At 47.6% G+C, this 22,709-nt stretch carries 16 protein-coding genes; 3 read left to right on the forward strand and 13 right to left on the reverse strand.

Annotated elements, in window-relative coordinates:
• Nucleotides 1-3: 3 nt before the first annotated feature.
• Both ACL7TT_RS15715 and ACL7TT_RS15720 read right to left on the reverse strand, forming a co-directional pair.
• A complete protein-coding gene (locus tag ACL7TT_RS15715; protein ID WP_413396849.1) occupies nt 4-1,131 on the reverse strand; it encodes a type III PLP-dependent enzyme domain-containing protein in 1,128 nt (375 codons plus the stop codon).
• A gap of 365 nt (nt 1,132-1,496) precedes the next feature.
• Nucleotides 1,497-2,966: a class I adenylate-forming enzyme family protein gene (locus ACL7TT_RS15720; protein WP_413396812.1), complete on the reverse strand. Its 1,470-nt coding sequence runs from the start codon at nt 2,964-2,966 to the stop codon at nt 1,497-1,499.
• Nucleotides 2,967-3,946: 980 nt separating this feature from the next.
• Here ACL7TT_RS15720 and ACL7TT_RS15725 point away from each other — a divergent pair.
• Nucleotides 3,947-5,332: a flavin-containing monooxygenase gene (locus ACL7TT_RS15725; RefSeq protein WP_413396814.1), complete on the forward strand. Its 1,386-nt coding sequence runs from the start codon at nt 3,947-3,949 to the stop codon at nt 5,330-5,332.
• A gap of 324 nt (nt 5,333-5,656) precedes the next feature.
• Here the strand turns inward: ACL7TT_RS15725 and ACL7TT_RS15730 are convergent, their stop codons facing one another.
• Both ACL7TT_RS15730 and putA read right to left on the reverse strand, forming a co-directional pair.
• A complete protein-coding gene (locus ACL7TT_RS15730; RefSeq protein ID WP_413396851.1) occupies nt 5,657-5,890 on the reverse strand; it encodes a MerR family DNA-binding protein in 234 nt (77 codons plus the stop codon).
• A gap of 151 nt (nt 5,891-6,041) precedes the next feature.
• The gene (gene putA, locus ACL7TT_RS15735) at nt 6,042-9,188 is read right to left on the reverse strand and encodes a bifunctional proline dehydrogenase/L-glutamate gamma-semialdehyde dehydrogenase PutA (RefSeq protein WP_413396815.1); all 3,147 of its coding nucleotides are present in this window, start codon (nt 9,186-9,188) and stop codon (nt 6,042-6,044) included.
• 141 nt (nt 9,189-9,329) lie between these two features.
• Here putA and ACL7TT_RS15740 point away from each other — a divergent pair, with 141 nt between their 5' ends.
• Nucleotides 9,330-9,845, forward strand: a complete 516-nt coding sequence (locus ACL7TT_RS15740) for an Lrp/AsnC ligand binding domain-containing protein (RefSeq protein WP_299945165.1) — start codon at nt 9,330-9,332, stop codon at nt 9,843-9,845.
• Between the two features lie 303 nt (nt 9,846-10,148).
• Nucleotides 10,149-11,303 (forward strand): acyl-CoA dehydrogenase family protein, encoded by a 1,155-nt coding sequence (locus ACL7TT_RS15745; protein WP_413396817.1) that lies wholly within the window; start codon nt 10,149-10,151, stop codon nt 11,301-11,303.
• A gap of 227 nt (nt 11,304-11,530) precedes the next feature.
• Here the strand turns inward: ACL7TT_RS15745 and ACL7TT_RS15750 are convergent, their stop codons facing one another.
• From ACL7TT_RS15750 to ACL7TT_RS15790, 9 genes are all read right to left on the reverse strand, one after another.
• A complete protein-coding gene (locus ACL7TT_RS15750) occupies nt 11,531-13,534 on the reverse strand; it encodes a polysaccharide biosynthesis protein (protein WP_413396819.1) in 2,004 nt (667 codons plus the stop codon).
• Nucleotides 13,535-13,748: 214 nt separating this feature from the next.
• A complete protein-coding gene (locus tag ACL7TT_RS15755) occupies nt 13,749-14,921 on the reverse strand; it encodes a DegT/DnrJ/EryC1/StrS family aminotransferase (RefSeq protein ID WP_413396821.1) in 1,173 nt (390 codons plus the stop codon).
• Nucleotides 14,922-14,932: 11 nt separating this feature from the next.
• Nucleotides 14,933-15,550: an acetyltransferase gene (locus tag ACL7TT_RS15760; protein ID WP_413396823.1), complete on the reverse strand. Its 618-nt coding sequence runs from the start codon at nt 15,548-15,550 to the stop codon at nt 14,933-14,935.
• Nucleotides 15,547-16,146 (reverse strand): sugar transferase, encoded by a 600-nt coding sequence (locus ACL7TT_RS15765; RefSeq protein ID WP_413396824.1) that lies wholly within the window; start codon nt 16,144-16,146, stop codon nt 15,547-15,549. The genes ACL7TT_RS15760 and ACL7TT_RS15765 overlap by 4 nt, the downstream gene beginning before the upstream one ends.
• A complete protein-coding gene (locus ACL7TT_RS15770; protein ID WP_413396825.1) occupies nt 16,143-17,375 on the reverse strand; it encodes a glycosyltransferase family 4 protein in 1,233 nt (410 codons plus the stop codon). Before ACL7TT_RS15770 ends, ACL7TT_RS15765 begins: the two co-directional genes overlap by 4 nt.
• 6 nt (nt 17,376-17,381) lie before the next feature.
• Nucleotides 17,382-18,446, reverse strand: a complete 1,065-nt coding sequence (gene wecB, locus ACL7TT_RS15775; protein ID WP_413396826.1) for a non-hydrolyzing UDP-N-acetylglucosamine 2-epimerase — start codon at nt 18,444-18,446, stop codon at nt 17,382-17,384.
• A 15-nt stretch (nt 18,447-18,461) separates the two neighbouring features.
• A complete protein-coding gene (locus tag ACL7TT_RS15780) occupies nt 18,462-19,565 on the reverse strand; it encodes a glycosyltransferase family 4 protein (protein ID WP_413396827.1) in 1,104 nt (367 codons plus the stop codon).
• Between the two features lie 195 nt (nt 19,566-19,760).
• Entirely contained in the window at nt 19,761-21,206 is a 1,446-nt protein-coding gene (locus ACL7TT_RS15785; RefSeq protein ID WP_413396829.1) for an O-antigen polymerase, read from the reverse strand.
• Nucleotides 21,207-21,283: 77 nt separating this feature from the next.
• Entirely contained in the window at nt 21,284-22,708 is a 1,425-nt protein-coding gene (locus ACL7TT_RS15790) for a lipopolysaccharide biosynthesis protein (protein WP_413396831.1), read from the reverse strand.
• Nucleotide 22,709: the final 1 nt, after the last annotated feature.

The raw sequence follows: 22,709 nt of genomic DNA on the forward strand, positions 1-22,709 counted from the left end.
AATCTACTCCATCAGATAGGATTTTGCCGGCGGCAACCTGAGAAAGTGTGCAAGGGTATAGCTGGCATTATACGCACCACAATTACAAAATATGGCCAAATCTTCAGGCTCAATTTCTTTCCCCACCACCTTACCGATCACATCATCCCTGTTGCAGGATGTACCGACGAGATAACCGCAATTTGCTGTATCCCCTGAGTCTACCACTATCCCTTTTCGCACTATTATGGGCTCTTGTAAACGCCTAAATGTCTGTTCTGTTTTCGCCAGAAGAAAATTCTGTGCCATACCGCCATCACAAATACCATACTGCGTTTTATTAATCCATTTCACATAACGCACTTTTGTTACAAAGTATCCGGCCGTCTCCACAATGGCGCGACCACTTTCATGGGCAATTTGTATATAGGACGGAAACTCTGAAAGCAGGCTTCTATATCTGGAGAATTCAAACTTCTGGTTTTGCCAGTGGCTCTCGATTCCACCGCCTAGGTTTACGAATGCAATTGGGTAACCCAGTGCACTTTCGAAGCTTTTAGTAATATGCAATGCAGCCTGTGCGGTAATGTTGGCCAACTTTGTAAAGCTATATGAACCTCTGAAGATATGAAACCCAGCTACTGTCAGGTGGTTTTTTTTACAGATATCCAAAGCTGCTAGGGCATCACCCCAACTTAAACCAAAATGATCTGACCTTACCCTGCCAGGTATCACACCAAACTTATCCAAAATACTATGATTTAATCGCAATACCAGCGGATTAATAGAGCGCTTTACTTGAACTTCTTTTATCAAACCTAACTGGGATAAATTATCCACAACCAATACAGAGTTACTGGAGACTGCTGATCGAAGAAAATTTTTATCCGCAGAAGGATTATTAATATAACGAAAAACTTGCCCTTTCGGAAGAAAATTCAACTCCCCCATAGAAGCTATCTCTACGCCATCCTCAAAAATATGTCCACAGCGCAGAATCAGATCAAGACAGCTATTCGCCTTTAGAGAGTAGATCAGAGATGTTCCCAGATTCTCCTTGAGTGTTTTGTAATTGTTAGCAATATCTTCAATAGAGTAAACATAACAGGGTGTTGAGAAGTATTTTTTGTACTCCCTAAACTGGGTAATCACTTTTTTCAAGGAACCATTCATAGCCTACCCAAGAATTAAAAATAAGGCTCTAACAATCCTACACTTTCTTACACCAATGACAATTAAGGCACTTCTACTACGGGTTCGGAAAGAAACAATACCCCTCTCCCAGGAGGCTCTGTGAATACATCTTTGTACGCTCGTAATCGGCATCCATGCCTCATACGGTCCTGGAAGAAGGGGTAATCTTCCCTCCTGCTTTACCAGTATGTATTAATTCTTTAAAGAATAAACAAATAGATAACATTTCATAAAACAATAGATCCCATTTAATCATGAGGATAAAAGAACATTTTAAAAGGTATTTAGTAATCCAGTTCAGGCAATGCTGAAAACAACCCAGCTCAGCCTTGAATTTCTTTTTTAAGATAATTTATATCTACTTTATTATTTTCTGTCAATTGTATCGCTTCAACAAATCTGATTTCACGTGGTATATAGTCAGAATCCAGATTTTCCTTTAACCAATCATGGAACTGTATTTTATCATCCGGGCAATTTTTACGCAGCTCAACAACACAGACTGCATATTCATTTCCCTGTTTGTCTACTGATCCCACTACAACATTAAGATGTACCAGGGGGCAGGCATCAATAAGATTTTCCAGATCCTTAGGGAAAAGACAAAACCCTGCCTGCTTGATCAGGTCTTTTGAACGTCCCCTAAAAAAGTAAAATCCATCTTTATCACGACTGAACAAATCTCCTGTTGCAAGCCAGTTATCATCGCGATACTTCCCTTCCAGGATATATGTTTCTCTCAAAACATTTGGATCGTTATACGCTTGCATGACTGCAGAACCCCGCACATACAGCTCTCCAATTTCATCAGCCTCTGCCTCCCGATAGCTATCATCCAGCGTATCAAATATAAAAATTTTGGCTTCAATGCCTGGAATCGGTTTTCCAACCGAACCCATTTTTTGCTCCCACAATTCCGGTTCCAGATACAATGCCCGCTTACACTCAGTAAGACCGTACATTGAATATATATTCACGTGGGGACAATGGAATTTCCAAGCTTGAATTATAGATTCAGATAGGTGCCCACCGGTATTGGTGATGCTGCTTAGTTGGGAAAGATCGGGCTTTACCACCGACACCAGACTAACTAGCGTCGACCCCATGGCGGGAACAAATGGCAGAATTGATATATTGAATTGATCAATTGCTTGCAGGGCTTGAATTGGATGAAATATCTTATTATAAATTACCGTTGTACACTCTTTGAAAAGTGCGAACAATATCTGATAAAGGCCATAGTCAAAAGAGAGTGGCGATAGACAGAGGATTCGGTCTTCCTTGGTCAGGCGAAGATAATGCGTAATGGACTGTAGCGCTATCAGCACATTCTGGTGCGTGAGCATGATACCTTTGGGGTTACCTGTACTACCCGATGTATAAATAATCAACGCCAGATCTGCACCGGTTAGCCGGGGTGCTGAGCAAAACTTAAACCGCTTTTTTTCTGACCGATAAGTTCTCAATAACTGAAGTTTACCCCTTTCAAACAGGGCCTTCGCATTACAATCTGTCGCTACAGATCCTACTGCAGTGTTGCGAGCATCCTCCTTGACCGGTACCACTGTGAGACCCAACTGCCAGGCAGCCAGTATCACCGCTATTGTAAATATATCACTCTGGGCCTTAACTATCAGCCTATCACCAAAGCCCAGACAAATATCTCTCTGTTGTAAGATTGAATATGCCTTTTCACACTGCTTCGCGGTTAATTTTTCACCAGACAAGTTTTCCACGCTGCCATGCCAGGACTTAGCAACAACTTTTTCGAATAGATCGGCAAGCGAAAACATTCTTAGTCCATTTAATTAGTATAAATATTCCAACTTGGACATCCATGTCTATTTTTAGTCAATGCACGCTCAACCACTATGAGTTCAGTGACTTATAGGATGGGTTTCTGACAATAACAAGCATCTCCTTAAAAATTTGTGACCTATTTTTTTATTTGCACTCGTGACATTTACCAATGTTTACAATTTTTGGGTTTGTTTTGATAAATTCCTCAGGAATCTATGCAAATATACTATTCAGCAATAATTTTTTAAAAAAGAAAAATTGATTAGCAAGCGTAAAAACTGGTAGATTCTCGATGCAGGCTATTTTTTATACAAATAGAATTTGATACTCACATAATATTTTTTGCTATGGAACCCCGTTAAATGTGAATTTTTGGATAGGTATGATAAAAAATATGCCTACAGAGCATGATATATGCTTATATTGATTGACGTAATAACTTTTATTTTGCAAAAACTATTTAGGAAACCCTGTCTAGTTTTCTGGACCTACAAGAATACTGCCAGCCTGCGCTTTATTTACCAGGGCTTAAGCCCTGGTTAGTTACAAATGAAACAACTGCAAGGCCGTTTTTCTGCTCAAATTGGCTTGCCTCGTGCAGTTATTTGATAAACCGGTTATCACAACCAATTACGTATAATTACGACTTCACCCATTGTATATTCCAGTTGCCGACCTTTTTTTTCTTATTACAGCGCATTGACTCCAGAATAAGGGGATTCAAATCGGGCTAATTTGGAAATATTGATCCCATGGGCCGCGCACTGAAATTAAAACCGGATTCAAGCCTATTCTTGGTCTTGATGATTCTTCATAACCTGATAAAAATATATAAACTGTGACAGACCTCCGCTCTTATCAGCAGGACAACATTACCCAACGCCCCATTTGACTTTCATGGGTTCATATAAAGTACGCCTGTGCCGGGTTGGTAAGTTCCATTTCAAGACATTCATTGGACAGGAACGCTATTTTGAAACCGCGTCTTTTTGATATTTTAATCATAGGTGCTGGCCTCTCCGGCATTGGCGCCGCCTGCCATCTCAGCCGGGAGTGTCCCAATGGGCGTTTTGCCATTTTAGAGCGACGCTCAAGAGTCGGGGGGAACCTGGGACCTGTTCGCTACCCCGGTATCCGCTCCGATTCCGACATATTCAGCTTCAGTTTCAGTTTCCGCCCCTGGAAAGACCTTGAATTATTGGCCGGCGGAGCCTCAATTCAGCGCTATATCAATGATACTGCGGAAGAATATGGTATCTTTGAACATATCGATTTTGGCATAGACCTGCACAGAGCCAACTGGTGCAGCACTCAGAAATACTGGCAACTGGAGGGAGTAAGCACCACAACTGGGGAGCCCTGCCACTACACTGGTCATTTTCTTATCTCCTGCACCGGTTATTATGACCACCAGCAGGGGTTCCAACCGCAACTCCCCGAATCCGAGAGGTTTCGCGGAGATTATATACACCCTCAACAGTGGCCTGCAAAGCTAGACTATCATATACAGACAATTATCGTTGTTGGCAGTGGTGCCACTGCCATTACCCTGGTACCCGCCCTGGCAAAAGCGGCTAAACATGTAACCATGCTGCAACGCTCGCCCGGTTATATCCTGTCGATTCCCTCATCAGACAGGCTTTCATCTGTACTCTTAAAATTTTTACCCAAACCCTGGGTGTTTTCTATGGCCCGTTGGCGCAACATAAAAATACAGCGCTGGCTTTTCAAGGCATCCAGGCGTTGGCCGGTATTGATGCGAAACCTGTTCCTGCGCGCGGTCAGAAAGAGCCTGCCATCGGGTTTCGATATGCGGGATTTCACTCCGACCTACAATCCCTGGACCCAGCGGATCTGCGCGATACCCGATAAGGATCTGTTTAAGGCAATGACTTCCGCAAGAGTTTCGGTGGAAACCGGACAAATCGAGACCGTCAATGAGGCCGGTATTCTGCTGAACTCGGGAAAACAACTGAATGCCGATATCATCATCACCGCTACCAGCCTCAAGCTACAGGTACTCGGCGGCATAGCACTGTGCATTGACGATGAACCAGTTCCCATCAGTCAGAAATTAACTTATAAAGCCGTACTAATGGAAGGGGTACCTAACATGTCCTGGATTTTTGGTTACACCAATTCGTCCTGGACCTTAAAAGCTGATATCGCAGCCCGTTATATCTGCAGACTTCTCAATCATATGACCGCTAAAGGCTACCGGGTTTGCGTGGCGCACGATAAGGAAGGTTGTGCAGAGAATAGCTCGATAATGGCTGGCCTGGACTCCGGTTATGTAAAGAGAGCAGAGGGGATTTTACCCCGACAGGGCAGCAAGCCCCCCCTGGCGCCTGCTCAATGATTATGAAAAGGACTCAAAGATCCTACTTAATGCCGCTATTGAAGACGGCATTCTCACTTTTGAGCCCAAACCAATTTCCAAGGGTGCGCCAGCTCATAGCGTTATCCAGGCCATCAAATAGACCTCCACAATCCGCTTGACCACTGTTCCCAAAATGGCGTCACTCGATCTTGGGGAGACCGGCCGCCCCACAGCCGCGCAGAGACGAAGGGTCTCACTGTGAGATCCGCTCCAATAACCTGCACAATCGGCGGGCTTTAGCAGCATTTCGCAGGAGCTGGCAGAATCCGGCCCCACACACTGGTTGAGTAACGCCTGCAAGCTTTACCTCAGCTGCTTTATGGGCGCCAGTTGCGCTTTTACCTGGTGGATATGCTTATCCACCAACGCATTGTTCTCGGCGCAGTTCTCAGCCGACCGCGCGCTGAACCTGAGAAGATTACGGATATCTTCGACTGGTATATCAGGAGTGCGACAACGCCGTATAACGTGCAGCTGCTGCACTTGGTCTTCTGTGTAGTGGCGAAAATCACCTCCGGAACGTGCCGATTCCGGCATCGGCTCGATAGTGTTCCGCAAGGCTCTCTACAAACTGATGGGGAATACTAGCTTTGAACCCGACCGTATTGCCGGGTTCACAGCGTGAATGGGAATTTGCCGCCAGTGGCCACGGGCAAGGGCAAGGGCATATTTTTCCACCTCCATGCCCTCACTGCCCCAGCGTGAACAACTGGGTATTACCTCCAGTGGCAACCGTATTGATGGTCTTGGTTTTTTCACTGCCGAAACGAAACAGATAATGCGGCCCACCGGCCTTGGGGCCTGTGCCGGAAAGACCCTGGCCGCCGAAGGGGTTTACACCCACGACTGCACCCACCATATCCCGGTTCACATAGCAGTTGCCCACATTCACACGCTTGAATACCGCTTGAGCGCGCCCTTCTATGCGCGAATGCAGGCCAAAGGTAAGACCATAGCCGGTGGCGTTGATGCGGCGGATGACCTCATCCAGTTCCTCCGCCTTAAAACGCATAACATGCAGGAAAGGGCCGAATACCTCGCGCTTGAGTACAGAGAAATCCTCGATTTCCACAACCTGCGGACCAAAGAAAGTACCTTTATCGGGTTTTTTATCTTCGTTAACAGTAAACAATGGCTTGGCTTCCCGGCTCATACGTTCACGATGCGCCTCCAGCATGCCCTGTGCTTTTGTGTCAATAACCGGGCCTATGTCGGTTTCCAGTTTACCGGGGTCGCCCAGGGTCAGCTCTTCACAGGCGCCTTTTAGCATAGTGAGCAAATTGTCGGCGATCACATCCTGTACACAGAGGATACGCAGGGCGGAGCAGCGCTGGCCGGCGCTGAGAAAAGCGGACTGGATAACGTCGTCCACTACCTGCTCCGGCAGAGCGGTGGAGTCCACAATCATGACATTCTGACCACCGGTCTCGGCGATCAGCGGCACAATCGGACCCTCCTTGGCGGCCAGCTGCTGGTTAATCAGCCGTGCGGTTTCGGTGGAGCCGGTAAAGGCCACGCCGCTCAAACGCGGATCTTCGATCAGCAGCTTACCCACGGCAGCGCCGCTGCCGGTAATAAGGTGCAGCACCTTTGCTGGCACACCGGCATCAAGCATCATCCGCACAGCGTGAGCGGCGATAATTGGTGTCTGCTCAGCGGGCTTTGCCAGTACCGCATTGCCCGCAGCCAGTGCTGCAACCACCTGACCGGTAAAGATGGCCAGGGGGAAATTCCAGGGACTAATCGTCACGAATACGCCACGACCACCCAGGTACAGTTGGTTCTGCTCACCGGTCGGGCCGGGCAGCTCGGTGGGTTCACTGAAATACTGGCGGGCAGCGTTGGCGTAGTAGCGACAGAAATCCACCGCTTCACGTACTTCACTGATGCCGTCGTTGAGGGTGCGCCCCGCTTCCAGACAGATAATAGCGGCAAGCTCACCGGCTTTCTTTTCATAGAAGTCAGCGACTCTGTCCAGTATGGCCGCGCGCTCATTGCCCCCCAGCCGATCCCAACCGATCTGCGCTTCAGTAGCCGAGGTGTAGGCTTGCTCTATCAGGTGTTTGTCGGTATTGGCTGTGTGGCCAACCACTTCGCCGGTGGCCGGGTTATAAACCAGCTCCTCCGCTTTGCCCATAACGCCATCGACAATAGGGCCGCCGAGAAAGTGTTTGTCGCGCTGGTTTTCCAGCGTTTTCATCAAAGGGGCAACTGCGAGGGGGTCGGTCAGTTCAATACCCTGTGCGTTTTTTCGTGGCAGGGCTTCTGCGCCCATATAAATATTCTCGGGAAGGGGAATTTGCGGGTGGCGATAGGGAGTGCAGGCTTCACTCAGGTCGAGGGTATCCTGCACCAGCGTCTCAATCGGGGTTTCCTCATCCATAAAACGGTTTACAAATGAACTGTTGGCCCCATTTTCGAGCAGGCGGCGCACCAGATAAGGCAACAGGTCGCGATGTGCACCCACGGGCGCATAAACCCGCACCGGCACACGCCTGCCGTGAACCGCTTCAATCTGCGCATACAGCAGATGGCCCATGCCGTGCAGGCGTTGGAATTCGAAGTCGGTACGGTCACCGGCCAGGGCCAGAACCAGGCCCACGGTGTAGGCATTGTGGGTGGCGAACTGCGGGTAGATGGCGCTGCCGGCGTCCAACAACTTTTTCGCGCATATCTGGTAAGACAGATCGGTATGGCACTTGCGGGTATACACCGGGTAATCAGTGAGACCCAGTTGCTGTGCATGCTTGATCTCGCTGTCCCAGTAGGCACCTTTTACCAGGCGCACCATCAGTTTGCGGCCAGTATCGCGGCCCAGTGCAATCAGCCATTCGGCTACGTATGGAGCGCGTTTCTGGTAAGCCTGCAGCACAAAGCCCAGCCCCTGCCAGCCTTTCAATTCCGGGTCACGGGCCAGGGCTTCGAATATATCCAGGGAGATATCAAGCCGCTCGGTCTCTTCCGCATCGATATTAAGGCCCATTCCGTATTGGGCTGCGGCCAGGCACAGACGCTTCACCTGGGGCAGCAGTTCGCCCATGACGCGTTCACGCTGAAGTACTGTGTAGCGGGGATGCAGAGCGGACAGTTTGATGGAAATTCCGTTGGTCTCTACAATATCGCACTTGGTGTTGGCCTTACCGATCGCTTCAATCGCCACCCTATAGGCTTCAAAATAGCGCTGGGCGTCAGCCATGGTGCGCGCACCTTCGCCGAGCATGTCGAAGGAGAAACGAGTGCCCGGCAGGTTTTCCTTGGGTCCGCGCTTCAGTGCCTCTTCGATGGTGCGACCCAAAACATACTGGCCACCCATGATCCTCATGGCCTGCATCATGGAAGTCCGCACCATCGGTTCACCGAGGCGGCTAATCAGGCGTTTCATCCAGTGCGACGGTTGCTCGGTGATATCCGGGTCCAGTTCAACAACACTGCCGGTGAGCATTAAACCCCAGGTGGAGGCGTTCACAAACAGGGAGTCTGACTGGCCACGATGGCTGGACCAGTTGCCGGAATGCACTTTCTCTGCAATCAGTTTGTCGGCAGTATCCGCATCGGGAACCCGAAGCAGAGATTCCGCCAGACACATCAAGGCCACGCCCTCCTTGTTGGAAAGGCCAAACTGCTGCAGGAACGCATCCAGAGTTCCGCGTTTGCTACGCTGTTTGCGCGAATGGCGCACCAGCTCGCGGGAGGTGCTCAGGATTCTCTTGCGCAGGGCGTCATTTGGCCGGGGCCCGGCCAGGAGTTCACTTACGCACTGGTTTTCGTCGGCGTGCAAATACTGGTGTACCCGTTCCCGGGCACTGTCAAGATCTCCGGCGAAGGTTGTCGACATATCGTCTCCCAAGCTCTATATCCATGGTCAGCATAAAAGACCGGATTATGTGGGAAAGTGCTTAGAATTAATCGCCATTTTGGCGCTGGCTGTGGTTAAATATAACGCCTAATTGCGTGATTACCAGTAGGGTATTTTGTCATGTCTCGACAGTTGGAAGATCTCGATCGTATTGATCGCCAAATACTGCGTATCCTGCAACGCCACGGACGCCTACCGAATGTAGAGCTGGCGCGCAGGGTGAATCTCAGCCCCACTCCCTGCCTGGAGCGGGTCAAGCGCCTGGAACGGGAAGGGTTTATCCGGGACTATGTCGCATTGCTGGACCCACTCAAGGTCCACGCCGGACTGGTTGTGTATATCCAGGTCACATTGAATAACACCGCCTCCGAAGCCCTGGAAGCCTTTAACCAGCATGTGGCCAGTCTGGAGGAAGTACAGGAGTGCCATATGGTCGCCGGCGGTTTTGACTATCTCGTGAAAATTCGTATTAAGGACATGCTCGGGTATCGCCGTTTTCTCGGCGAAAAGCTGGCCTCACTGCCGGGCGTACGCGAAACCCACACCTATGTGGTGATGGAAGAGGTAAAGACGGATACGGCCGTGGCCGTGCCCGACCCCGAGCCCAAGACCAAACCAGGCCGACGTTCCGTATGAAGGCACTGCTGGCGCGCAAAGGCTTGGCTGTGCTGGGCACCTGAGCACTGAAAGATGCCTACAAGACAGCCTAATCGGTGAGAGGGGCGCCGCCAGAAGCCCTATGCCGTGCGCAATCTGGATCGGTGTTGAGTCCCGATTGACTCCTCGGTTGCGCTATTCTTACCATCGATTGCGTATTTCGTACTTGAATAAGACAATTTGGCAATCAATATTGGCCGGAGTTTTATTATGCTCGGCACAGGTTGGGTATGCCCCTTATCACTGAGCTGACCGCGATAACCATAAAACAACAGGTACTGTATGGATTTTTCACTGAGCGAAGAACAGCAGATGATTCAGGAGGCAGCGCGACAGTTTGCCGAAACCGAACTGAAACCCATCGCTGCCGAACTCGACAGGACCGGAAACCGCCAGTTGCTGCTGGAAAAGCTCAAACAACTGGCCGAACTGGGCTTTATGGGCATCAATGTAGATCCGGAGTATGGCGGCACTGGCGCTGGAACTATCGCTTTCTGTCTGGCCATTACTGAACTGGCACGCGGCTGCGCCTCTACAGCAACCACCACCTCTGTAACCAACATGGTGGCCGAAGTTATCCAGGCAGTTGGAAATGAAACACAACGGCAAAAGTACCTCCCGAAAATTTGTAGCGGCGAATATTCGGCAGGCTCCTTCTGCCTGACAGAGCCGGGTTCCGGCTCAGACGCCGCAGCCATGCGCACCCGGGCCGTAAAGGATGGCGATGAATATGTATTAAATGGCAGTAAACTGTTTATCAGCAGCGCCGAGTTTGCGGGTATCTTTGTTGTCTGGGCGGTAACTGATCCCACCGCGGCAAAGGGCAAGGGGATTTCATGCTTTTTGGTGGAGGCGGGCACCCCGGGTCTGATTATAGGCAAGGCCGAAGAGAAGATGGGGCAGAAGGCCTCTGTCACCAATGAGGTCTCTTTCGATCATTGCCGTATTCCCGCCGCCAACCTGCTGGGCGAAAAGAATCGCGGTTTCCGTATCGCTGCGGGGGAACTTGCCGGCGGGCGCATTGGTATTGGCGCCCTGGCACTGGGTATCGGCCTAGAGGCCCTGGACTGCGCCCGCGCTTACATGCATGAGCGGGAGCAATTTGGCAGGAAACTGGCGCAATTTCAGGGACTGCAATGGCAACTGGCGGATAAATGTACCGAATTGGAAGGCGCGCGCCTGTTGCTACTGCAGGCAGCCTGGCAGAAAGATGCGGGGATGCCCTTTGGCCCAGCGGCTTCCATGGGCAAGCTGTTCGCCAGCGAAAAAGCCAACGAAGCCTGCTATCTGGCATTGCAGATTCACGGTGGCGTGGGTTACACCCGCGAATACCCCCTGGAGCGCATGAGTCGCGATGTGCGCATCACGACGATTTACGAAGGCACCAGCGAAATCCAGCGCTTGATTATCGCACGCCATTTACTCGATGTGCGCTAACTCGATCTTAGGGTAAAAGTAACAACCATTATCGTTGCCGCACAGCGCCAGGCTGGTAGAGACTGAATCCACACACTGGCGCGAGCATACAAAAAATTCAACTGGAGCGGACCGCGCTTAGCGGTGACATTATGTATAGTTAATGCATAGACATTGTCATGCGACCGACTGCATCCCAGCAAAATCAACGCTAAGACGCAACGAACTTTATAGTGACCCCACTGTAATTAGGCCAACTCAGGCTCCCTACATCGCCTCTGGTGAATCCAGTCTATAATTTCCCCTTCCGGGGTGTAACCACTCACAGTTTCCCGCAGCAGCTGGCGCACGCATTCGTAATCATCATGCTCTACCGCATACAACAGTTGAGCCATTACGGCCTTGAAAGCCTCCCAAGACAAATGGTCTTCGGTGGCACACATAATCATGGGATGATCGGTCGGGCTGACGTTGTCACCAATCAATAACTCTTCATAGAGCTTTTCACCTGGTCGTAAGCCTGTGAATTCAATAGCAATGTCACCATGTGGGTCCTTCTCAGAGCGCACGCTGCAGCCACTAAGGTGAATCATCTTCTCTGCCAATTCGGCAATCTTCACCGGCCTACCCATGTCCAGCACAAACACGTCCCCACCCTGCCCCATGGCACCCGCCTGGATAACCAATTGTGCAGCTTCTGGAATCGTCATAAAGTACCGGGTAATATTTGGATGTGTCACCGTTACCGGGCCACCGCGTTTGATCTGATCACGAAAACGTGGAATCACAGAACCGGATGAACCCAGTACATTCCCAAATCGCACCATGGTGAAACGCGTTTTGTTGACCTGATTTACCGTTTCGCCATCGTTGAACAATATAGGGGCAGACTCCCGACTTAAAGCCTGCAGCGTCATCTCTGCAAGACGTTTGGTACTACCCATTACATTGGTCGGACGCACCGCTTTGTCGGTCGAGATCAGTACAAAATGCTCGACTCCAGCCTTCACCGCAGCTTGAGCGGTATACAGCGAGCCAAACACATTGTTCAACACACCCTCGGCAATATTGTGCTCGACCATCGGTACGTGCTTATACGCCGCTGCGTGATACACCGTGCTTACTTCCCAGGAGCGCATAAGATCCAGCAGGAGTTTCGGATTGCGGATGGAACCGAGGATTGGCACCAGCCGCACAGGCAACGACTCACGCCGGATCCGCTGCTCCAACTCGGAGTGGATGGAGTAAAGGTTAAATTCACTATGCTCAAACAACAGCAGAGTGGTTGGGCCAGTTGCTAGAATCTGCCGGCACAGCTCCGAGCCAATCGAACCACCAGCGCCGGTCACCATCACCACATAGCCACGAATACAGCGCTCGAAAAGCGCTTTTTGAGGCGGCACCGCATCGCGACCAAGCAGGTCAGCTACATCCACTTCCTGAATATCTTCGACTTTAACCCGGCCACTCGCCAAGTCCATAAAACCCGGCACACTGCGTACATGCAGGGGAAAGCGCTCCAGTAATTCGAGTATCTCGCGTCGGCGTGCACGGGAGGTCGACGGGATTGCCAGAAGTATTTCCTGGGCTCCGGTCTGCTCGATCATTCGCTGGATATGCTTAGGTTTGAAGACCCGCAAGCCTGCGATCACCCGGTTGGCAATACCAACATCATCATCAATAAAAGCCACCGGCAGCATGACCCGGTCTATACGCAACGCTGCCACCAGTTGATTACCTGCCGCCCCTGCGCCGTAGATAGCCACTTTCGACAAATGGTCTACTCGGTTAATAAAGGGTACCTGCTGGCTCGCAACATACCAATCCCCCATAAAGTACTGCCGTATGGCCAGACGCAAACCGCCGATCATCACCAAAGTTAACCAACAGTAGATGAAAACTACCGAACGTGGTACCGCAGCCGGTGGCTCACGGTACCAGTAGACCACCAAAGCCAATACCAAAGCCGAGAGCATGACCGCCTTGAAACCACTAATCAATGCGTCCTTGCCAAAGTAACGCATCACCGCTCGATACATGCCGAACCGGAAGAAAATAGGTATCGCAATTAATGGTGCAATGATAAACAGCCAGGAATACCCGGCAAAGGGATTAACAAGTTTGTCGAACCCCAAACGAATCCCAAACGCCAGCCAAAGTGCCAGCCATATCAATAGAACATCAGTCGATACCTGAAGGAGTCGTTTATTTCTACGTGATAGCCTCAACAGCCATTTACGCAGTTTATTCATTATCGTTTTCCTAGCCCAGACCATACATTTTTATCGTACCAACGAGTCACAACTGATCGTCATTAGTCATCACTATTCAATTTGCCTCATTTTAAATGTCTCTTCCATCCAGGAAAAATCCAAACTCATCAAGATATGCCACATTCCATATTGAGTGGGCAAGGCAACAACAGTAGCCTTCTGGCAATTACATATGTAAAAGACGATAAGCTTATTAAACTGCTCTTTGCATGACATCAACCAGCACAGAACAGGTTCTATCAATTTCCGCATTGGTCAATGTTGGATGCACAAGAAACATCAGGCTGGTTTCACCCAACTCCCTGGCTACTGACAGACGTTTAACCGGACGCCACCCAGTGCCTTCAAATGCTTTCTCCAGGTATACCTCAGAGCAAGAGCCAGAGAAGCAAGGCACGCCCTGCTCTGTAATTTCAGAAAGGATACGGTCACGGCTCCAGTCACCTTTCAGCTCAGAGGGATCTATAAACACATAGCATTTATATACTGCATGAACAATATCCGCGGGCAGCTGCGGAACACGGAGCCCAGTAAGTTCATTGGCGACTGACCAAATCCGTTCTGCATTCGCTATACGTTTCGCATGCCAATCAGGCATACGCTGCAGTTGAATACGACCGATTACCGCTTGCACTTCCATCATTCGCCAATTAGTACCGAAGCTTTCATGGAGCCAACGGAAACCCGGAGCATGCTCATGTTCATAAACAGCTTCCCACGACTTACCGTGATCTTTAATTGACCACATACGAGACCACAACTCTCGGTCATTGGTGGTTACCATGCCCCCCTCTCCAGCAGTGGTCATAATTTTATCTTGGCAGAATGACCAAGTACCAACATGGCCAATTGACCCAACCGGTCGACTTTTATAACGTGCCCCATGTGCCTGAGCACAATCCTCAATCACTTTCAGGTCATGATCAGCGGCAAGCGCCATAATAGGGTCCATATCACAGGGCCAGCCTGCGAGATGTACACATATTATTGCGCGCGTACGCGGTGTAAGAACAGCACTAATAGTTTCTGCAGTGATATTCTGTGATTCATTGTCGACATCAGCAAAAATTGGGGTCGCACCTGCATTTACGATACTTGACACCGAAGCAAGGAAGGTGCGTGGCGTGACAATCACTTCATCACCAGCGCCTATACTCAGCCCCTGTAAGGCTAAATCAAGCGCAACAGTCCCATTCGCCAAAGCTATCGCGTGCTTAGCATCTGCCCATGCAGCAAAGCTCCTCTCAAATTCTCGGCACTCCAGCCCAGTCCAATAGTTGACCCTATTGGAAAGAATTACAGCCTGAACGGCATTGGCTTCTTCCTCTGAAAAAGAAGGCCATGGAGAGAATGATGTATTGAGCATAAAATTTCTAGCTATCTTATCTTCTTGGCTGGCACACCAACCACAGTTAAATCATTTGGGATATCATCTAAAACCGCCGAGCCTGCGCCGATCGTCACACCCTTACCGACACAAACCAATTGACGCACACTGGCGCCAATACCAACCCAACTCAATTCGCCCACTACCACGCCTCCAGCAAGTCGTGCTCCCGGGCTAATATGCACCGCACCACCCAATATGCAATCGTGATCGACACTACATCCAGTATTAATAATGCAGCCAAGGCCAATATTAGTGTTAACATTAACCACAGCACCAGCAAAAACGACCGTTCCTACACCAACCGAGGAGTAACGGCTCACATTGGCAGCCGGGTGGATCAGTGTCACCACCGGAGCTCCCACTGACAGTAACTCACAGAGCTTGCAATAACGGACCCGATTGTCGCCAATAGCAACCAGCACTCCATCGAATTTGGCTACCTGTTTCATCAACACAGCAGTGTCACCCACGACAGGCCACACGCCATTCGTTCGCAGCCCGGGCCATGCATCATCAAAAAATTGGATACTCTGCCAACCACAGTATTCGGCGGTATCTGCCACAACCTTACCATGCCCACTTGCGCCCAAGATGGCCAATTTCATCGACGCTGGTCGCCGGTAAATTTAGACATAGTTACCTCTCCATCGGCACTGATACCATCACGCATTATCACCTTCTTGACAGTGAGGAAAAGAATTTTCAGATCCAACCAAAATGATCGATTATTCACATACCAAATATCCAGCTGAAATTTTTCTTCCCAACTCAATGCATTTCGGCCATTGACTTGTGCCCAACCCGTTAAACCAGGTCGCACGTCATGGCGACGATACTGCTCAACAGTGTATAGCGGTAAGTACTCCATTAACAGTGGTCGAGGGCCGACCAAACTCATATCGCCTTTTAGTACATTCCAGAGTTCTGGCAACTCATCCAAGCTCATGGAGCGCAAGAAATTACCCAGCGACGTCATACGTTCAGCATCCGATAAGGAATTACCTCTGAAATCCTGTGCATCACGCATGGTTCGAAACTTGATCATTTTAAATGGGCGACCATTAAGGCCAGGACGAACTTGATAAAAAAATACGGGCGAACCCAGCTTACGATGGACCTGCCAGCTAACAAAAGCTATTGCGGGGCATAGTAAGAGTAACCCCAAAAGGGAAGCGAAAATATCAAAAAAACGCTTAATCATTTATCACCAAATAGAGCTCGGGCTAAATTTTTGGCCAGCTTAGCATACTCATGATTTTCTAATGCGTAACGCCGACCATTATCACCTAAGGTTGCACGCTCAGATTCAGGCATACGGTAAAGTTTCAAGATTGCATCAGCGATAGCTTTAGGGTTTTCAGCTGGAATCTGAATGCCCGACTTGCTATCAGATATAGGTTTATAGGCGCCAGAATCAATAGCGTAAATAATAGGTTTTGCCGAATACAAATAATCAAACAGTTTATTTGGTGAGACACCAAATCTAAACAGTGGATCTCCCGTCAAACCAATGAAGCATACATCAAAACGCTCCAATACTGATTGAACTTGGGGTTTAGGAACAGGATCTACAAAGTGAACATTAGTAAGCCCCTTACTCTGAACCAACCCCTCAAGGTTATTTCTGTCCTTTCCAGAACCTACCAAAATTATCCGGATGTCGAAATATTCTTTTAAATTCTCAGCAGCCAGAACCAATGAATCCAGTGCATTGGCTACGCCAAAGGTCCCCGCATAGCCCACAAGAAATTCACCATCCGGGAACTGCTCACAGGCAGACTTATTCAACTCTTTCTTTTTAGAGACTTCTTTTATGGAAAAGCCATTAGCAACCCAGGAGAATTTTTCTGGGCTCATACCCCTAGCGACCATGTGAGAAACAGAATTTTTGAGGTTTGAAACAACGACATCAGCCTTTCGGTAAGCCTTATCCTCCACCCACTGCAAAAAACGAATGAATGGATGTTTTCTGGAATACCCACCTAGCTCAACCAAAGTAAGCGGCCATATATCACGAACCTCAAAAGCCAGACGAGCACGATAGTAACTCGCCAGATATTTTGCGCCTAAAAAACCCACTAATGAAGGGGAAGAATATAAAATTACATCTGGTGAATCCGGAATAACACTCTTAAGCCCACGCAACCTCCATGAAAAAGCAAACCAATTAAAAACACGCCTTTTACTATGTGCATTAGGGTAGCGAGGCAATTTAACCCATACAATGTTAAAGCCTTCCAACGAGTGAACCTCATGAGATTGCTTAACACATGGCGGATTTCGGAGTAAGTGGGTATAGCTGGCTGCGATCAGGTAAACATTATAGCCCTGCTTAGAAAGCTCATGTGCGAAATAGTAATGCCGCCCACCCATTCCGGTTTTAGGTGTAGAAGAGTATTGATTAATCAACCAAATAGTTTTTTTAGCCATGATTATCTATATATTGCGCAAAAATTTAGCTATACACTTAGATGCCTGACCACCACCATAGAGATTATTCTGATCCTCGACCAACTGGCCAAAGCGCCTACCGACAGCAGTAATTATGCCATCCTGGTCAGCACCAACCAATTCATTCACTTCAATGTTCACCAATTCAATCCATTCAGTTTGATCACGCATAGTGACGCAGGATTTACCGAAGAAAAATGCCTCCTTCTGAACACCTCCACTGTCAGTTAATACCAACCCACAGTGTTGTAATAACCATATCATTTCGAAATAACCAACTGGATCGATTACATGTACATCGAGAGTTAAACCAGCCTTGTGGATCGCGGCTCGAGTGCGAGGGTGTAAAGGCAAAACGATTGGCGCAACTGTCTCATGGATGACCAGTAAAGCATTGACTATCGCCTGCAATCTAGCGGGATCATTAGTATTTTCCGCCCTGTGTAATGTCGCGAGGATAAAACCATCAGGCAGACTCAAGCCTTTTGGTGCCACGGCACGCTTAGCAAAAAATAACGCGCTATCCTGCATCACATCACCAACATTCAAGATTTTAACGGGCCTGTCAGAAAAACCCTCTCGCGCCAAATTGTCAACAGCCGCCGTGGTGGGACAAAATAATACATCACTCACTTGGTCTGTAAGAATACGATTGATCTCCTCTGGCATACGCATATCAAAGCTTCGCAGCCCTGCCTCAATATGCGCAATCGGGATATGTAATTTAGCTGCAGCCAAAGCCCCCGCCAATGTTGAATTTGTATCACCGTAAACCAGAACACGGTCAGGGGCCTCCTTGAGCATCACTCGCTCAATATCAGCCAGCATCCGACCGGTCATCTCACCGTGCAAACCGCCATGAATATTCAATTGATAATTAGGCCGCGGGATACCCAGCTGATTGAAAAACACATCCGACATGTTAGCATCAAAGTGTTGGCCAGTATGGACTATTATTTCGGAGAAACCTTCCTGTTCGTCTATTGCTCTGGAAACCACACTAGCCTTAATAAACTGAGGTCGCGCACCAATAATTGTAAGCAGTTTCATTGACACCCCCTAACATCAAAATAGATTGGAGTAGAGTTCAAGTAATTTACGCTCTTCAATACCCCAATTGTAACGCTCATTAACCGCCCGCTGCCCATTACGCCCCATCTGTTCAGCCTCTTCAGGATGAGTTAAAAGATAATCAATTGCTTCAGCTATCGACTGAGGATTCATTGGATCAACACATATGCCACATCGGTTACCCTCAATGACCTGCTTCCACAGAGGAAAGTGCGAGGCAATGACGGGGACACCAGCACTCATATACTCGAACATCTTGTTTGGTTGAGCATCAATATGATTAGGCAACGGATGGAAAGTCACTAAACCTGCCATTGAACGACTCAACAAATCCTTTACTTCTTCACGGCTTAAGTAGCCCAACGCATCAACCTGTTGCCAGCCTTTTTCTTTTTGTACGGCCTGTTCTACAGGCTTCTCAGAAAACTTGCCCCCCAGTTGTAATCTAACATCTGACTCCACATGCTCTAAAGACTGTATTACTTCCACTATTCCACGGATGCGAGCCATTCCCCCGATGTAACAAACTTGCCTCTTTTTCTGAGAGCAATCAATATCGCCAGTCGCCAGCTCACCAAACATAGGATAATTGTTTATATCAATCGAACTGGTGTTAATTGATAAAAACTTATCACGAATAGCCGGCGTAGCCGCGAGGATGCCATCCAGCTTCGCGCAGGCCCAACGCTCATAAAATCCAAACGCATTGGAAAACAACCACTTAGCAGGCTTACTCAAATAAGGTTTGCCAAGGAGCTGCTTGGGCACATCTTCGTGAGCATCAAAGATTACCTTTTTCCCGAGCTTTTTTAGCCTTAACCCCGCTGGAATCAGTTCGGGATCGTGCAGGTGATAGATATGTGCATCAATCTCTTTAGCCTTTTCGAGCACATGGCCCGTGGTATTACGAATGCGATCCACTCGCCCGTTAGAACTACCCACATCGTAGATGCCAACACCTTCGCATTGCTCGTAGCCTTTGCCGTCAGCCACAATTAACGAAACGCCATATCCTGCAGCAGCAAGAGAACGGCACTCCTTCAAAAAAATACGTGTGTCGTAGCGCCGATGCACAGAAGTAAGATGAGCGACTTTCAAGATTTTTCCTTACAACAACAATAGAGCAAACATAAATGGCGCCAATGAATCATAAGCTGCCATAAGGTTGGCGAATTTACATATCAGTACAGCATGCATAATGAAACAAAAAGTTCCATTTATGATCAATCACACTCACATGACTCCAAGCTTCCTGATCGAAACCAGCCTTACTCCAAAAAATTTTAAACAACATCAAAATACAGCAGACGTGGTTACAGGATTCTTCGCGAGTCGCCTAGCTCCAAGCAATAAGATATAGATACCAAATACAATCATCAAAAAAGGAGCAACCCCCCAGAAGAAATTAGACATCATTGTTGAATCCACTTTTGGATACAAAAGTACAAACCGAGCCAAAAATATTGAATAGATCATCAACAACAAATAGCTCCCAGACCTCTTAACACTCCTATATAAAAGGGCAAAAAAAGCCCCGACAAACATCATGAAAAACGGACCAAGCACGCTAAAATTTACGAACGCCTCACCAATTGCCCCAGGAGTCGGAGCACCAGAACTAACAGGGAAATAAATCTCTTTAATTGTAAGTCCTATAGATGAGGGTTCCACCCCAACCAGGTGACCAAAAGAATTTCCAATCCAATCGAAATAAGTAACGCCAAACAAAGGTTCATCCCAACTCCAAGTACGGAAAATTATAAGAAGCTGTTGCAAATCAGCCACATTTCCGGAACCCACCATCTTATCAAAAAAGTCCCGAAAAAAATCTACCCCACCAGAAATTACCGCCGCATCGGAACCAATAAAATAATAATTGCTTAAAATTCTCAAAAAATACACGAAGACAGCAACACTTCCCAACAGGCATATATTGAAAACAAGCTTTACACCTTTGGCCCTATCTCCCATCGCCAATCCAACGAAGAACATCTGAGCAAGAACAAAGGTTATTGAGAGCATAATTCGCCCCTGAGTCAAATTTATCACCAACCCCACAAAGGAAAGAAGGATAAACAAAAAACCAATCTTCCCACTATCTTTGACTAGCACCAAAAGCCACAAAAATATTCCCGCGTAATATAAATGGTATGGCAATGTCGATATATTCTTATCAGCAATCAAGTGACGAAAAGCTTGAAACTTCACCACCAACCCCAAGATACCCCCAGCAGCCTCGTAAGCCACATAAACCCAATAAAAAAATCCAATGATTAGCAAAACGGGGATTAAACAATGGGCAACCCTAGAAAACTCCGGCCGCATAAATAAATCAGCAGCACCAATCTTTGCGGAAAAAGAACTCCTAACACTAAAAATCCCATAACCAAAACAGAACATAAAGTAACACGTAATAGCCCACAGCAAAGATACAACCATATATCCAGAAACAACTTCTAATGGGGTTTCAGTTAAAATTAGAAACTTACCGTAATTCGCCTCACCAAAAGAATAATAGACTCCCCCAACAACATAGCCAAAATAAGTAATCGAAAACCACGTCAATGGGGAGAAAATATCATTCCCTCTAATAAATAAACCACTTGCAACAATTAGCAAGCAGAGAAAGCAACTAAGAAAGACCATCAGTGGACTTTCTGATAGATACGCAATTAGCGAAAAAATACTACCAGCCAACACAAGAAAAACACAAAAAAACAGAAATCTACTCTGCATCATATTTTATACCGAAAATGCCAGCCAACCCCACAGCAGACGAACAAAGCAATGTTACATAAAAAATACGACATTAACACCTACTCCAGACCCGGAGATCTAACTGGGTGATCTACGCTAATTCTATTATAAACTTTAAAAAGGCACTCTCTATAAACTATAAGTGCAACAATCATGACTCCAGCCCAAATCAGTCTCTTCCCGAAAAACTCTAAGGGAACAGCACTAAAGATAGATGCAACAAGAGCTATTGCGATCAACGAATGCATAGCCAGCCTTGGAAACGACACCCACACCAAAGCCGAAACCTCTGTTCGAACAACAAAAAAAACCCAAAATGCAAGCGCAGATGCAATCGCAGCACCTGCTGCACCATACTCAGGTATTAAAAAATAATTAAAGATAATATTTGCAGTCAATGCCAAGAACGTAGCCAGCATTGTATAGAAAGTTTTTCGTTGTATACCAACCCCGACCCCAGTGGCCTCTGATGCTGTATAAAGCAATGGGTAAGCCATAGCTGCAACAAATATGGATTCAACTGCTTTATATTCGGAGGGTAAAACATAGGAAACTAAAAATGAAAGCAGCCCGGCTGCCGACCATACAACCACAACCCCCAATATAGTTAAATCAACGAACTTCTTTATTCGGCCCGGCTCCACTCCCTCCGCCATCCACTTATATATGGTTGGAGCCCAAACGACAGAGAAAACCGCTTGAAGAACAAGAGCTACTCCTGAAAAACTAAGCGCCACCGCATAAATACCCAGTTCTTCAAATGAGGAAAAAGCCCGCAAAAAAAACTTATCCGTTGCTTTTAAGCCCCAAAATGCCAACCCGCTAGCAACCAAAGGAAGTCCGTAGTTTATCATTTGGCTCAGCTTCTTCCGGTCAGTACTGGCTACGAATATAGGTATCCACTGATCGCGAGTAAACCAAGCGAAAACAAGCATGGCGATCATATGAGAGCACACATAAGCCAACAAAAGGCTTTCGCTATTAGCACTAAACGTAACGGCAATATAACAACCAATTATCACTAGATAAATCAATCTAGGAAGAGCCTGAGCCAAGGAATAGGCCACCCCCTGCTCACCCATCCTTAAAATCAAGCTTATATACCGAGCAAAGAAAGAGGAAAAAATACCAAAAAATAAGATTATCGATAAATAAATAGAATCAACATCAAATAACAAACTTGACAATGAAAAAGGCGAAAACGATGTTAACACTAACAACGGTATTAAGATAACTAAACCAGGAAGCAAGCAGGTCTTTAGTAAAGTCAACTTATCATTAGACGCATAATACTCTCTCACATACGCTTGATCCAAGCCTAAGCTACATAATATCAGGATGAAATTAATTGTCACCTGCAATATGCTTAGCCGCCCGATATCCTCGGCAGAAAAATACCAAGCCACCATAGGAACGCTAATTAGCCCAAGGACAGCCCCTGCAATCGGCCCAATGGAAAATTGCAAGACTCTATTTACATTCACT

This window comes from Microbulbifer jejuensis (assembly GCF_047289955.1).
In the GTDB taxonomy this organism is placed as follows: domain Bacteria; phylum Pseudomonadota; class Gammaproteobacteria; order Pseudomonadales; family Cellvibrionaceae; genus Microbulbifer.